This is a genomic window from Pantoea sp. BR_17 (assembly GCF_041955125.1).
Classification (GTDB): Bacteria; Pseudomonadota; Gammaproteobacteria; order Enterobacterales; family Enterobacteriaceae; genus Pantoea; species Pantoea stewartii.
Genome location: NZ_JAVAXT010000005.1, coordinates 70,891 through 83,683, shown reverse-complemented (window position 1 = coordinate 83,683; position 12,793 = coordinate 70,891). Strand labels below are relative to the sequence as shown.

Sequence of the window (12,793 nt, the reverse complement as noted above, 5' to 3'; positions counted from 1 at the left end):
AGGGCAGGGAGCCTGGCTCCCTGAGCATTAATCGTGGGCGTAGCCCTGAGCGGGTAAGGGATGACCATCCAGCCAGGCTTTTCCCTCACGCATGGTCAGTCGGCCTTCGGTAAACCAGTTAATTACCAGTGGGTAGATGGCATGTTCCTGATGCTGAACGCGTTCGGTAATCTCGGCCTCGCTGTCTTCAGCAAACACCGGCACCCTGGCCTGCAAAATGACCGGGCCACCATCCAGTTCATCGGTCACGAAGTGCACGGATGTACCGTGCTCCTTATCGCCGTTTTCCAGCGCCTGGCGGTGCGTATGCAGACCGGGATATTTCGGCAGCAGCGACGGGTGAATGTTCAGCAGACGGTCAGAGTAATGCGCCACGAAGCCCGGACTCAGAATGCGCATATAACCCGCCAGCACCACCAGATCCGGTGCATACGCATCGATCTCACGCATCAGCTGCCGATCAAAACTGTCGCGATCGTTAAAGTCACGTGCATCCAGCGCTTTTGCCGGGATCCCGGCCTCCTGCGCGCGAACTAAACCATAGGCGGAGGCTTTGTTACTGAACACGGCAGCGACGCTGCCGTGAATACGCCCGTTTGCACAGGCGTCGAGGATGGACTGAAGGTTACTTCCGTTACCCGAAATCAGTACAACCAGCTTTTTCATGAATGAATAACCACACGCTCTTCCGAGTCTGAGGCGTTAATCACACCAATTTTCCAGGCGTTTTCACCGGCAGCACGCATCAGGTCAACGGCCTTATCCGCGTCAGCCGGGCTCAGCGCGATGATCATGCCCACGCCGCAGTTGAAGGTGCGATACATCTCATGACGGCTGACATTGCCCGCCTGCTGCATCCAGCCGAACACGGCAGGCCACTGCCAGCTTTTCTCGTCAATCACCGCCTGAGTATTGTCGGGCAGGACACGCGGAATGTTTTCCCAGAAACCGCCACCGGTGAGGTGAGCAATCGCGTGCACATCCACCTGCTCAATCAGGCTGAGGATGTTTTTGACGTAAATGCGCGTCGGCGCCAGTAAGTGATCGGCCAGCGGTTTGCCTTCCAGTTGCTCAACCAACGGATCGGTGCCGCTGACTTCCAGAATCTTACGCACCAGGGAATAGCCATTTGAGTGCGGGCCGCTTGAGCCCAGGGCGATCAGCACATCACCGTCCTGAACCTTGCTACCGTCAATGATTTCTGACTTTTCAACCACACCGACGCAAAAGCCCGCGACATCGTAATCTTCGCCATGATACATGCCCGGCATTTCAGCGGTTTCGCCGCCCACCAGCGCACAGCCTGACTGCAGACAACCTTCGGCGATACCGGTGATGACCGCCGATGCGGTGTCCACATCCAGCTTACCGGTCGCGTAGTAATCCAGGAAGAAGAGAGGCTCCGCGCCCTGTACCACCAGGTCGTTAACACACATAGCAACCAGATCGATACCAATGGCATCGTGACGTTTGAGATCCATCGCCAGACGCAGCTTGGTGCCCACGCCATCGGTGCCGGAGACCAGCACAGGCTCACGGTATTTTTGCGGCAGCGCACAAAGCGCACCGAAGCCGCCTAGTCCACCCATGACTTCCGGGCGACGCGTCTTTTTCACTACGCCTTTAATACGGTCAACCAGAGCGTTACCAGCATCAATATCAACACCGGCGTCTTTGTAGCTGAGAGAGGTCTTATCGGTCACTGCGAGGTCCCCACGCGAGTTGCGGTTGGTGGTTTAATATAAAGCGCGGCAATTCTATCAGCGCAGGCAAACGTTTGCGAGTCTCAGATTGCGTCCCCGACAATTTTCATCAATCCTTATTTTATGCGGTGGATTGCGCAAGCACATGTGGCGCGATGTTAAAAAGGCGGTATAATCCCGCGATTTTTTTTTAGCTCAACTCACTCCGGGAGAACAACAATGAAGATCGTGGAAGTTAAACACCCGCTGGTCAAACATAAACTGGGACTGATGCGTGAGCATGATATCAGTACGAAGCGTTTCCGTGAGCTGGCCTCTGAAGTGGGCAGTCTGCTGACCTATGAAGCCACGGCCGATCTGGAAACCGAAAAGGTCACCATTGAGGGCTGGAATGGCCCGGTTCAGGTTGATCAAATTAAAGGCAAAAAAATCACCGTTGTGCCCATCCTGCGTGCCGGCCTGGGCATGATGGAAGGCGTACTGGAGCACGTGCCCAGCGCGCGCATCAGCGTGGTAGGCGTGTACCGTGACGAAGAAACGCTGGAGCCTGTACCTTATTTCCAGAAGCTGGTGTCCAACATTGAAGAGCGCCTGGCGCTGGTGGTCGATCCGATGCTGGCGACGGGCGGCTCCATGATCGCCACTATCGATCTCCTGAAAAAAGCCGGCTGCAGCAGCATTAAAGTGCTGGTGCTGGTCGCTGCGCCAGAAGGCATTGCCGCACTGGAGAAAGCGCACCCGGACGTGGAGCTGTACACCGCCTCCGTGGACCAGGGCCTGAACGACAAGGGTTACATCATTCCGGGCCTGGGTGACGCGGGCGATAAGATTTTCGGCACCAAATAGTGACCTGTTCAGGCGGCTTCATGCAGCACCTTGCTGTCAGCCTGCAGGCGCAGGCCGAGCCGCTTTTTTTCGCAACAGCCAATAACCTTCATCAGCCGACCAGAGAGTCGGCTTTTTTTTGACCAAAAACAGACTATCAACTCAAGGGGACTTTTAATGACTCGTCGCGCTATCGGCGTTAGCGAACGGCCGCCATTACTGCAAACGATTCCGCTCAGCCTGCAACATCTGTTCGCCATGTTCGGCGCAACGGTGCTGGTACCCATCCTCTTTCATATCAACCCGGCTACGGTACTGCTGTTTAACGGTGTCGGGACGCTGCTGTATCTGTTTATCTGTAAAGGCAAGATCCCCGCTTATCTGGGATCCAGTTTTGCCTTTATTTCACCTGTTTTACTCCTGCTGCCGCTGGGTTACGAAGTGGCGCTGGGGGGATTTATTCTCTGCGGCGTGCTGTTCTGTCTGGTCGCGTTGATCGTCAAAAAAGCCGGTACCGGCTGGCTGGATGTGATGTTTCCGCCTGCTGCAATGGGCGCTATCGTGGCGGTCATTGGTCTGGAACTGGCGGGCGTCGCAGCAAACATGGCGGGCCTGCTCCCTGCTGAAGGTCATGCGCCTGACGGGACAACCGTGCTGATTTCGCTGGTCACCCTGGCCGTCACCGTTTTTGGCTCGGTGTTATTTCGTGGCTTTATGGCCATTATCCCGATTTTGATCGGCGTGCTGGTGGGCTACGCGCTTTCCGCTTTTATGGGCATTGTGGACTGGCGCGGCGTGGAAAGTGCGCCGTGGTTTGCATTACCGACGTTTTATACGCCGCGTTTTGAATGGGTGGCGATGTTAACGATCCTGCCCGCCGCGCTGGTGGTGATCGCCGAACATGTGGGCCACCTTGTGGTCACGGCCAATATTGTTAAGCGTGATCTGGTCCGTGATCCCGGCCTGCATCGTTCCATGTTCGCCAACGGTTTATCGACCATCATTTCGGGTTTCTTTGGATCCACGCCAAACACCACCTATGGTGAAAACATCGGCGTAATGGCCATTACCCGCGTGTACAGCACCTGGGTGATTGGCGGCGCGGCCATTTTCGCGATTTTGCTCTCCTGCGTGGGTAAACTGGCAGCGGCTATACAGGCGATCCCGGTGCCGGTCATGGGCGGCGTCTCCTTGCTGCTGTACGGCGTCATCGGTGCCTCCGGTATTCGTGTCCTGATCGAATCTAAAGTGGACTACAACAAAGCGCAAAACCTGATTCTGACCTCCGTGATCCTGATCATTGGCGTCAGCGGCGCGAAAGTGCACATCGGTGCCGCCGAGCTGAAAGGGATGGCGCTGGCGACGCTGGTTGGCGTTGCGCTGGCGTTGATTTTCCGCGTCATTTCCCTGCTGCGCCCGGAAGAAGTGGTGCTTGATGCAGAAGAGACACGCGACACATCGTCATGATGAAGCCCTGAAGACGCGGGCAGGGACGCCCGATTCATCTCTTCGCAAAAACTATGATAGACTGCCCCCGATTTTTGCCTGTTCGCTTGCTGAGGTGCTTCTGAACACGCCGGCACAATTGTCATTGCCACTCTATCTACCTGACAACGAAACCTTTGCCAGCTTCTGGCCGGGGGAAAACCCCTCGCTGATCGCTGCGATCAAGGGGGCGCTAAGCCAACAACATGGCAGCTATCTCTACTTCTGGTCGCGCGAAGGAGGAGGGCGCAGCCATCTGCTGCACGCTGCCTGCGCTGAAATGTCCGCGCGTGGTGAAGCCGTGGGCTATGTACCGCTGGATAAGCGCACCTGGTTTGTTCCAGAGGTGTTGGACGGCATGGAACAACTGCCGCTGGTTTGCATCGACAATATCGAATGCATCGCGGGAGAAGAAGCCTGGGAAATGGCGATTTTTAATCTCTATAACCGCATCCTGGAAACCGGTAATACCCGGCTCTTTATTACCGGCGATCGTCCCCCGCGTCAGCTGAACCTGCATTTACCCGATCTGGCATCACGGCTCGACTGGGGGCAAATCTACCGTCTGCAGCCGCTCTCCGATGAAGATAAGTTACAGGCTTTACAGCTTCGCGCCGGACTGCGTGGGTTCGAACTGCCTGAAGACGTCGGCCGGTTTTTACTGAAGCGGCTGGATCGGGAGATGCGCACGCTGTTTGATACGCTGGATCGTCTGGACAGCGCCTCTATCAGTGCGCAACGCAAACTCACGATCCCGTTTGTTAAAGAAACGCTTGGACTTTAAAGAATCGCCAGTACCGCCTCGGGCGGACGGCCTAAGCGGGCCCGATCGCCATTGATCACAATGGGCCGCTCAATCAGAATGGGATTTTCCACCATCGCGTCCAGCAAAGCGCTTTCGCTTAACGCTGCCTGATCCAGCGCCAGGGCGGTATAGGTCGGTTCGTTGCGGCGCATCAACTGACGCGCGCTCTCCATGCCCAGTTTCTGCAGCAGAATCTGCAACGTCGCTTTGTCGGGCGGCGTCTCCAGATAGCGCACAATCACCGGCTGGATGCCACGCTGCTCCAGCAGTGCCAGAGTTTCCCGACTCTTACTGCAACGGGGATTATGATAAAGCGTCACCATACTGCTTATCCTTTCTGATATTGCTTAAAGCGTTGCTGCAACTGGCGCAACTGATCGATGCGCGCATCATAACGCGCCTGTTTCAGGCTCCCCAGCGGCACCTGGGCACTGGCCTGGCTCAGGGCACTGATGGCCTGAGCGATCTGACCATTTAAGGCCAGACTTTCGGCACGGGCAAACAGCTCTTCGTCGGTATGGCCCTGCTGTGCTGAAGCCTGAGCCAGCAAATCCCATCCGTTGGTGTCATCTTTGTGTGTCCATGTATAGCGATTCAGAATGCGGCTGGCATTGGCGGGTTGCTTCGCTTCAACATAAGCGTTCGCCAGGTTGAGCTGAACGACCGGGCTGGTTTTAGCCGCCTGCGTCGCGGTCAACAGTGCAATGGCCTGCTGTGGCTGATTCAGGCCGATATCAATATCCGTCATCAGGTCAAGCAGCCAGACGTTTTCAGGCTGCTTAGCCAAAAGTGGCGTCACAATCCTTTTGGCTTCGCCATAGTTTTTGGCCTGCAAAAACTGCACCGCCTTGCCGTACCGGGAAGCCAACTGCTCGCGTGCATTACCGTTGGCATACTGGTTCAGTAACTCATCGGTCAGTTGATTACGGCCGGTCGGATACATGCCCAACGTGCGCACCTTTGCCAGATAAAAGTCCTGAGAAGACTGGACTACCACCGCGCGCATCTGGTTTGCCCGGTTGCGCGCATCGGCGAGACGGCTGTCTGGTAAGGGGTGAGTCAGCAGGATTTCAGGCGGTTTGGAAGAAAACCGGCTCTGATCGGCCAGTTTTTGCAGAAAGTCCGGCATGGCCTGCGGGTTAAAGCCCGCGCGCTGCAAAACCTGAATACCAATGCGGTCGGCTTCCTGTTCGTTATTCTGCGTAAAACTGATGATGCCCTGCTGGGTACCCGCCAGTGTACCGGTTAAGGCGGCCATGCCCGCCTGTGGGCTGGCCATCGCCAGCAGGATCGATCCCAAAGCCCCTACCCAGGTCAGCGGGGCATTGCGCTTTTGATCTTCCATCGCCCGCGCCAGGTGGCGCTGCGTCACGTGGGAGATCTCGTGCGCCATCACCGAGGCCAGCTGGCTTTCAGTATCGGTGAAGCGGAATAGCGCGGCGTGCAACACCACATTGCCACCAAAAAACGCAAAGGCGTTAAGTTCATCATTTTGAATCAGGAAAAAGTGGAAAGGCGTTTTAACCGCGTCCGCGTGAGAAACCAGCCGTTGACCGAGCTGATTGATGTACTGATTTAGCAGGGGATCGTTAATCAGCGGGGCGCTGGCACGTAGTTGCCGCACATAGAAATCCCCCATCTGCAACTCCTGATTAATCGACAGCGTAGAGCCTGCGGTCGTGCCCATATCCGGCAGGGAGTCGCTGATATCCGCCTGCGAGGTCAGCGGACAGGATAACGTGAGTGCAGGGAGTAGCGCAGCAATCAGCGTTTTTTTTAACCGGTTCAACATGCCTGAATCCTGTAATGAATCCCTGAATGGGACAGGTAAGCCGCTAATATGTTCTGTTTTACCCACGAATAGCGAGGCGTTCTGCGTATCTTAACCACAGGGCATGAAGAATGAAATGACGTTATCGCGCCCACCGCGCGGCAGGATTGTGATAATGCTTCAAACCTGACGAAAAAATTTGACGGTACAATGATCTGCAAAGCGCCTGAATAACAGCCTGTCCGGATGAAAATGGCCGACAACGTTGGCATAAACGCAAGGGCCGCATACAAAGATACACGCGGACTGACATGCGGGCCGGGTAGCCACACGGCGGACGCGCTGAAAAGCAACAAAAAAACTGAACATACTGGCCATTTTCCCAGGTATTCTCTGAAAAAAAGGCCCTGTACCGTAACGATTATCAGAAAGGTAAATTAAAAATATTGATGGTGAAAATGCCTTTATTGCCGACAGGCTATTTATGGCTGGCAAGGAAGCGCCAGGAAATCGCGTTATCCAATCACGAACCGTGACACGCTTTATGAACCATCTTAAATAAGAAAGAAAAAACACGGTCGATAAAAAATACTTTTTATCACGCTCCGTTTTTATTTTATGTCCGTCCCGACAAAATGCTATTAAGAATTTCAGCTGCTCTCCGCGCTGTACCACTGTGATATAGATAAGCCGCCGTCATCTTCAGGAGCCGCCGACGTTGCGGTAGCACGGTATACATCAGATTTAAACAGCAGGAGAGTGAGTGATGCGACCAGCAGCCTTTATTGTGGTAGCGGCGGTAGCGGGATTTATTGGCGGGAATGTTATGCAGTTGCCAGTATTAGTCGACAAGGTCAGCGGTAAAGTTGCCAGTAAAACAGAACCCAGTGATTACTGGAGCACTCCGGCCATTCAGGGCTATGGAAAAATACATTATGTGGATACACCCGCGTATAAACCCGGCACGGTAGCGGATCTCAGTAATAAAATTGTTTTTCAAATTAATCGCAGTGAAGGCGATATTCGTCGGCCTAATCTGGGGCTGGAGCGCGTGGCACGCGTCACGAATCTCTATTACGCCGCAGGTGTACCGTTAAATAAACTGAATTTCGTCGTGTCAATTAACAGTGATGCCGTTCCCGCCGCACTGAATAATGAACAGTTTCATAAAGCGTACGGGGTGGATAATCCTAACCTTCAGTTAATTAGCGCACTGGAAAAGGCGGGCGTGAAAGTGTCCATTTGCGATCAGTCAGTGGCGTTTCACCATTTCGAGCGTGACTGGATTGATACGCGCGTCACCCACACGATCTCCAGCGGCACCACCGTTGCCACGCTGCAAAACCAGGGTTATGCCTTTTTGATGCTGTAAGTCTCGCGATGGCGGTGCGCGCCGCTGTCACCTTAACGTCATCTTTCCGCGATGTGCATGTCATAAAACGCCTTTAGTGTAAGCGCCAATGAGATCGATCTCATTGGCGACTGACGAGGGTGAAATGAGTGACTTAATTCGTGTGGCAGAACGGGCTGGGGTTTCGCGCGCCACCGCCGCACGTGCCTTTTCCGATCCCCATCTGCTTAAACCTGGCACGCTGAAAAAGGTGCTGGATGCCTCGGAAGCACTGGGTTTTCGCCCCAACCATATTGCGCGCCAGCTCCGTACGCAGAGTTCGACCACTCTGGGCGTACTGCTGCCATCACTCAGTAACCCGGTGTTTGCGTTACAGCTTCAGGCAATGGAGCACCAGGCCCGGCTGGCGGGTTATGGCCTGCTGGTCGCGACAACGGATTATCAGCCAGAACGTGAGGCGTCGATCGTTGAACACATGCTGCGTCAGCGCGTAGCAGGGATGGTCCTGACCGTGTCAGATGCTGACAGCAGCGCCGTATTACCCACCCTGGCTGAAGCCCGCATGCCTTTCGTTCTGGCGCATAACATGCCGCAGAACACCGCCTGGCGCAGCGTCTGTGTGGATAACCGCCGGGCAATGGCAGAAGCCACTGCGCACCTGATCGCGCTGGGCCATCGGCATATTGTCATGGCGGCAGGGCCGATGTTGCAGTCTGACCGTGCACGTCAGCGCTACCTCGGCTATTGCGATGCGATGCAGCAGGCAGGCTTTACGCCCAGCGCGCTGGTTGATATGCCCAGCCACATTCACGCCCTGTTCGATCCCTTTTTACCGTTGATGACGGGCAGCGATCCGCTGACCGCCGTAATTTGCAGTAACGACCTCCTGGCCATCAGCCTGATGGGGGCGGCCGCGCGTGCAGGCATTAACGTACCGCAACAGCTGTCTGTTATGGGCTTCGATGGTATTGCCATCGGTGAACAGCTTTCGCCTTCACTGGCCAGCGTGGTGCAGCCCAGCGAGCGGTTGGGTGCCTGTGCCATCGATATGCTTCTCGATTCGTCTGCTGAGGCTTCGCGCTTACTGGACCACCACCTGCGTTCAGGCGAGAGCATCGCAGCAATTTTTCATTCTTCAACATCAGGAAAACATCATGTCTACACACAATAAAATTGCGCTGTTTGCCAGCGCGGCGTTGCTTACCGCCTGTGCATTATCCAGCCCGCTGGCGCAGGCCGAGGAGAATGCGATTTGCTACAACTGCCCACCGGAATGGGCGGACTGGGCGACACAGCTCCAGGCGATCAAAAAAGACACCGGTATTGTCGTGCCGCAGGATAATAAAAACTCCGGCCAGGCTCTGGCGCAGCTCGTCGCCGAAAAAAATAACCCCGTCGCCGATGTGGTGTATTACGGTGTCAGTTTTGGGATTCAGGCGGCACAGGCGGGCGTGGTGACCGACTACAAACCCGCCAACTGGGATCAGGTTCCGGCAGGGATGAAAGACCCACAGGGTAAGTGGGTCGCGCTGCACTCTGGCACCATGGGGTTTATGGTTAACGTCGATGCCCTGGGCGGCGCGCCGGTGCCGACGTCCTGGGACGACCTGCTGAAGCCAGAATACAAAGGCATGGTGGGTTATCTGGATCCCGCCAGTGCGTTTGTCGGTTATGTCGCTGCCGTGGCGGTGAACCAGGCGAAAGGGGGCACGATGCAGGATTTTACCCCCGCGCTGACGTGGTTCAAAAAGCTGCAGGCCAACAAGCCGATTGTGCCTAAACAAACCGCCTATGCCCGCCTTATCTCTGGCGAAATCCCGATTTTGCTGGATTACGACTTCAATGCCTATCGCGCGAAGTATAAAGATCATGCCAACGTCGTCTTTGTCATTCCTCAGGAAGGCACGGTGACGGTGCCTTACGTCATCAGTCTGGTAAAAAACGCCCCGCATGCTGCCAATGGCAAGAAAGTGATGGACTACGTGCTGTCGGATAAAGGGCAGGCGATTTGGGCTAACGCCTATCTGCGCCCGGTGCGGCCTTCTGCGATGTCCGCAGAGGCTAAAAAGCGCTTCCTGCCCGACAGCGATTACGCGCGCGCCCATACTGTTGACTACCAGCAGATGGCTGATGCACAGAAAGCCTTCTCTGCCCGTTATTTGAGTGAGATTCGGTAATGGCCTTGTCGAATGCCCGCAGCGGTTTACCGGTGGCCTCGCGCCACCGGTCTCGCCGACGTGAGCAGGGGGCCAACTGGCCATGGATGCTGCTGCCGGCCTTACTGTTTTTTGCCGCCTTCTGGCTGTTGCCTTTTGCCCGTTTATTACAGATGGGCATGACGCCGGATCGCAGCACCCGGCACAGTGGTTACTGGACAGTGATTACCCAGCCCCAGTATCTGCAAAGCCTTTTTAACACCGTCCTGTTGTCGCTGGCGGTCACACTGGTCACGCTCGCGATTGCCAGCGTGGTGGGCTGTTTTCTGGCTCGCCAGCGCTTCGCCGGGCGCGGCACCTTACTGGCGTTGCTCACGTTCCCCCTTGCGTTCCCGGGTGTGGTGGTCGGGTTTTTAGTGGTGATGCTGGCGGGACGGCAGGGCGTGCTGGCGCAGATCAGTATGCAACTGGTTCATGAACGCTGGACGCTGGCCTACTCGCTTACTGGGCTGTTTGTTGGCTATCTCTACTTTTCACTGCCCCGTGCCATTGTCACGCTGGTCGCCGCCAGTGAAAAACTGGATCGTTCGCTGGAGGAGGCCGCTCGCTCATTGGGCGCCAGCCAGTGGCGCATTATTTGTGACGTGATTGTGCCGGGTCTGAAACCGGCACTGCTCTCCAGCGGTGCACTGTGTTTTGCCACCAGTATGGGCGCATTCGGCACCGCCTTTACGCTAGGCACCGACCTGAGCGTACTGCCACTCACGATTTACGGCGAGTTTACTAACTATGCCAACTTCGCCACGGCGGCGGCGCTGTCGGTGGTCATGGGCGCGGTGGCCTGGCTGGGATTGATGCTGGCACGTGTACTGACCCAATCCCGGGAGGAGAAGACCTCATGAAACGGCGTGGACTGTTCTGGCTGCAAATCGCGATCACGACGCTGACCGCCCTGTTCATGATTGTGCCGGTGGTGTTATCCATGCTGGCGGGCGTCACGCAAAACTATTTTGTCGGCCTGCGTAGCGGGCTGACGTTGAAGTGGGTTGAACAGGTGTGGGACATGTACAGCGACACGTTTTGGCTGTCGCTGATGATCGCGGTGAGCTGTTTGCTTGTCACGATGGTTGTCGGCGTGCCCGCCGCCTGGGGATTACTCAAGTCGCCGTCGCGCTGGTCGTCACGTATTGAAGAGTGCCTGATGCTGCCCGTGGCGCTACCGGGCCTGGCGACGGCGCTGGGGATTATCCTGCTGTACGGCCAGTTTTCCGGCCTGCGCGACAGTTGGGTTTTTATCCTGATTGGCCATGTGCTGTTTACGCTGCCGTTTATGATCCGCCCGGTTCTGGCCGTGATGCAGGCTATCCAGTTGCCCCGACTGGAAGAGGCAGCCGCCAGCCTAGGGGCAGGCTTCTGGCAGCGTTTTTTCACCGTGGTGGTTCCCAACTGCCGTAACGGCATTCTTGCCGGGGCTTTTATGGTGACGACGCTGTCGGTCGGCGAATTCAATATTACCTGGATGTTACATACACCGCTGACCAAAACGCTGCCTGTGGGCCTGGCCGACAGCTATGCCTCCATGCGGCTGGAAGTCGGCTCGGCGTACACCTTGATCTTCATTTTAATGATTTTACCCCTGCTGCTGATGCTTAACGCCTGTAATCACTGGCTTGAACGTCAGTCACGTCAGCCACTCAGCGAGGAAAAGGCATGAATAACGATGCTGTTAACGTTACGTTGCGCGGCTGCGCGCGCCGTTTTGCGCATCACCAGGCGCTGCATCCTCTGGATCTCAGCGTGCACGCTGGCGAAACCCTGGTGCTGCTGGGGCCATCGGGCTGTGGCAAAACCACGACGTTGCGCATTATCAGTGGCCTGGAGCGTACCGATGCGCCGGGTGAAGTCTGGTTTGACGATCGCAACGTGACCGATTTGCCGATTGAAAAACGTAACGTCGGGATGGTGTTCCAAAACTATGCGCTGTTTCCCAATCTCAACGTGGCGCAAAACGTGGCCTACGGCCTGAAAGTGCAGTGCATCCCGCGTGCCGAACGCGAGGCACGAGTCCAGGAGATGCTGGAACTGGTCGATCTGACTGCACTGGCCCAGCGCCATATCGATAAACTCTCTGGTGGTCAGAAGCAGCGCGTTGCGCTGGCAAGAGCCCTGGCGGCCCGGCCTAAAGTGTTGCTCTTTGATGAGCCGCTGGCGGCGCTGGACGCCAAACTGCGCGAACGCCTGCGCGCAGACATCGGCGATCTGCTGAAAAAGCTGGCGATTACCGCCGTCTATGTGACGCACGATCAGCAGGAAGCCATGGCACTGGGCGACCGTATTGCGGTCATGGAGCAGGGCCGCCTGGTCCAGATTGCGACGCCGCAGGCCATTTATCAGCGTCCGGCTTCGCGCTTTGTGGCGGACTTCGTGGGCGCGATTAACTGCATTGAAACCGATGAGCAGGGGCAGCCGGTGAGATTCTGTCGTCCAGAGGATGTCCTGCTGGCAGAAGCGGGGCGCTATGCCCGACACGGCTGTATCGTCGCCAGCACCTTTCTCGGTGCCTCTCAACGCCTGCAGATCGATATTGGCCTGGATAAGCCCATCCAGGTCGAGCGTCACGCGCGCGAAAACTGGCATGCCGGGCAGCGTATCAGCTGGTCACTGGCCGGGCAGGCCGCGCTGGAATTTACCGCTTAA

At 56.2% G+C, this 12,793-nt stretch carries 13 protein-coding genes; 9 read left to right on the top strand and 4 right to left on the bottom strand.

Features of this window, described 5'->3' with window-relative positions:
- Positions 1-27: 27 nt before the first annotated feature.
- Positions 28-666, bottom strand: coding sequence for a phosphoribosylglycinamide formyltransferase (purN, locus tag RAC60_RS09980; protein WP_006120462.1), 639 nt, complete (start codon positions 664-666; stop codon positions 28-30).
- The gene (gene purM, locus RAC60_RS09975; RefSeq protein ID WP_033740857.1) at positions 663-1,703 is read right to left on the bottom strand and encodes a phosphoribosylformylglycinamidine cyclo-ligase; all 1,041 of its coding nucleotides are present in this window, start codon (positions 1,701-1,703) and stop codon (positions 663-665) included. The genes purN and purM overlap by 4 nt, the downstream gene beginning before the upstream one ends.
- 219 nt (positions 1,704-1,922) lie before the next feature.
- Here purM and upp point away from each other — a divergent pair, with 219 nt between their 5' ends.
- The 3 genes from upp to hda all read left to right on the top strand — a co-directional run bounded on the left by upp (position 1,923) and on the right by hda (position 4,797).
- Positions 1,923-2,549 carry a uracil phosphoribosyltransferase gene (gene upp / locus RAC60_RS09970; RefSeq protein ID WP_013026702.1) on the top strand — a complete coding sequence of 209 codons (627 nt, stop codon included), beginning with the start codon at positions 1,923-1,925 and terminating at the stop codon, positions 2,547-2,549.
- Positions 2,550-2,705: 156 nt separating this feature from the next.
- Positions 2,706-3,995, top strand: coding sequence for a uracil permease (gene uraA / locus RAC60_RS09965; protein ID WP_375093521.1), 1,290 nt, complete (start codon positions 2,706-2,708; stop codon positions 3,993-3,995).
- Between the two features lie 94 nt (positions 3,996-4,089).
- On the top strand, positions 4,090-4,797 hold the full coding sequence (gene hda, locus RAC60_RS09960) for a DnaA inactivator Hda (RefSeq protein WP_033740991.1): 708 nt from the start codon (positions 4,090-4,092) through the stop codon (positions 4,795-4,797).
- Here hda and arsC read toward each other — a convergent pair.
- A complete protein-coding gene (gene arsC / locus RAC60_RS09955; protein WP_006120455.1) occupies positions 4,794-5,141 on the bottom strand; it encodes an arsenate reductase (glutaredoxin) in 348 nt (115 codons plus the stop codon). The two genes, hda and arsC, sit on opposite strands and share 4 nt — an antisense overlap.
- A gap of 5 nt (positions 5,142-5,146) precedes the next feature.
- Entirely contained in the window at positions 5,147-6,610 is a 1,464-nt protein-coding gene (locus tag RAC60_RS09950; protein ID WP_033740854.1) for a M48 family metallopeptidase, read from the bottom strand.
- A 745-nt stretch (positions 6,611-7,355) separates the two neighbouring features.
- Here RAC60_RS09950 and RAC60_RS09945 point away from each other — a divergent pair.
- The 6 genes from RAC60_RS09945 (at position 7,356) to RAC60_RS09920 (ending at position 12,793) form a co-directional block, all read left to right on the top strand.
- Entirely contained in the window at positions 7,356-7,961 is a 606-nt protein-coding gene (locus RAC60_RS09945; protein WP_324030600.1) for a DsrE family protein, read from the top strand.
- Between the two features lie 124 nt (positions 7,962-8,085).
- Complete coding sequence (locus RAC60_RS09940) at positions 8,086-9,111, top strand: substrate-binding domain-containing protein (protein ID WP_110268128.1); 1,026 nt, start codon at positions 8,086-8,088, stop codon at positions 9,109-9,111.
- A complete protein-coding gene (locus RAC60_RS09935; protein WP_039339928.1) occupies positions 9,095-10,117 on the top strand; it encodes an ABC transporter substrate-binding protein in 1,023 nt (340 codons plus the stop codon). Before RAC60_RS09940 ends, RAC60_RS09935 begins: the two co-directional genes overlap by 17 nt.
- Entirely contained in the window at positions 10,117-10,998 is an 882-nt protein-coding gene (locus tag RAC60_RS09930; protein ID WP_039339926.1) for an ABC transporter permease, read from the top strand. Before RAC60_RS09935 ends, RAC60_RS09930 begins: the two co-directional genes overlap by 1 nt.
- Positions 10,995-11,810, top strand: a complete 816-nt coding sequence (locus tag RAC60_RS09925) for an ABC transporter permease (RefSeq protein WP_054633348.1) — start codon at positions 10,995-10,997, stop codon at positions 11,808-11,810. Before RAC60_RS09930 ends, RAC60_RS09925 begins: the two co-directional genes overlap by 4 nt.
- Complete coding sequence (locus RAC60_RS09920) at positions 11,807-12,793, top strand: ABC transporter ATP-binding protein (protein WP_375093518.1); 987 nt, start codon at positions 11,807-11,809, stop codon at positions 12,791-12,793. The genes RAC60_RS09925 and RAC60_RS09920 overlap by 4 nt, the downstream gene beginning before the upstream one ends.

What these genes read in the sequence shown, in the direction of transcription:
- purN (WP_006120462.1), bottom strand. Translation starts at nt 666, where the DNA reads ATGAAAAAGCTGGTTGTACTGATTTCGGGTAACGGAAGTAACCTTCAG.
- upp (WP_013026702.1), top strand. Translation starts at nt 1,923, where the DNA reads ATGAAGATCGTGGAAGTTAAACACCCGCTGGTCAAACATAAACTGGGA.
- uraA (WP_375093521.1), top strand. Translation starts at nt 2,706, where the DNA reads ATGACTCGTCGCGCTATCGGCGTTAGCGAACGGCCGCCATTACTGCAA.
- arsC (WP_006120455.1), bottom strand. Translation starts at nt 5,141, where the DNA reads ATGGTGACGCTTTATCATAATCCCCGTTGCAGTAAGAGTCGGGAAACT.
- RAC60_RS09950 (WP_033740854.1), bottom strand. Translation starts at nt 6,610, where the DNA reads ATGTTGAACCGGTTAAAAAAAACGCTGATTGCTGCGCTACTCCCTGCA.
- RAC60_RS09945 (WP_324030600.1), top strand. Translation starts at nt 7,356, where the DNA reads ATGCGACCAGCAGCCTTTATTGTGGTAGCGGCGGTAGCGGGATTTATT.
- RAC60_RS09940 (WP_110268128.1), top strand. Translation starts at nt 8,086, where the DNA reads ATGAGTGACTTAATTCGTGTGGCAGAACGGGCTGGGGTTTCGCGCGCC.
- RAC60_RS09935 (WP_039339928.1), top strand. Translation starts at nt 9,095, where the DNA reads ATGTCTACACACAATAAAATTGCGCTGTTTGCCAGCGCGGCGTTGCTT.
- RAC60_RS09930 (WP_039339926.1), top strand. Translation starts at nt 10,117, where the DNA reads ATGGCCTTGTCGAATGCCCGCAGCGGTTTACCGGTGGCCTCGCGCCAC.
- RAC60_RS09925 (WP_054633348.1), top strand. Translation starts at nt 10,995, where the DNA reads ATGAAACGGCGTGGACTGTTCTGGCTGCAAATCGCGATCACGACGCTG.
- RAC60_RS09920 (WP_375093518.1), top strand. Translation starts at nt 11,807, where the DNA reads ATGAATAACGATGCTGTTAACGTTACGTTGCGCGGCTGCGCGCGCCGT.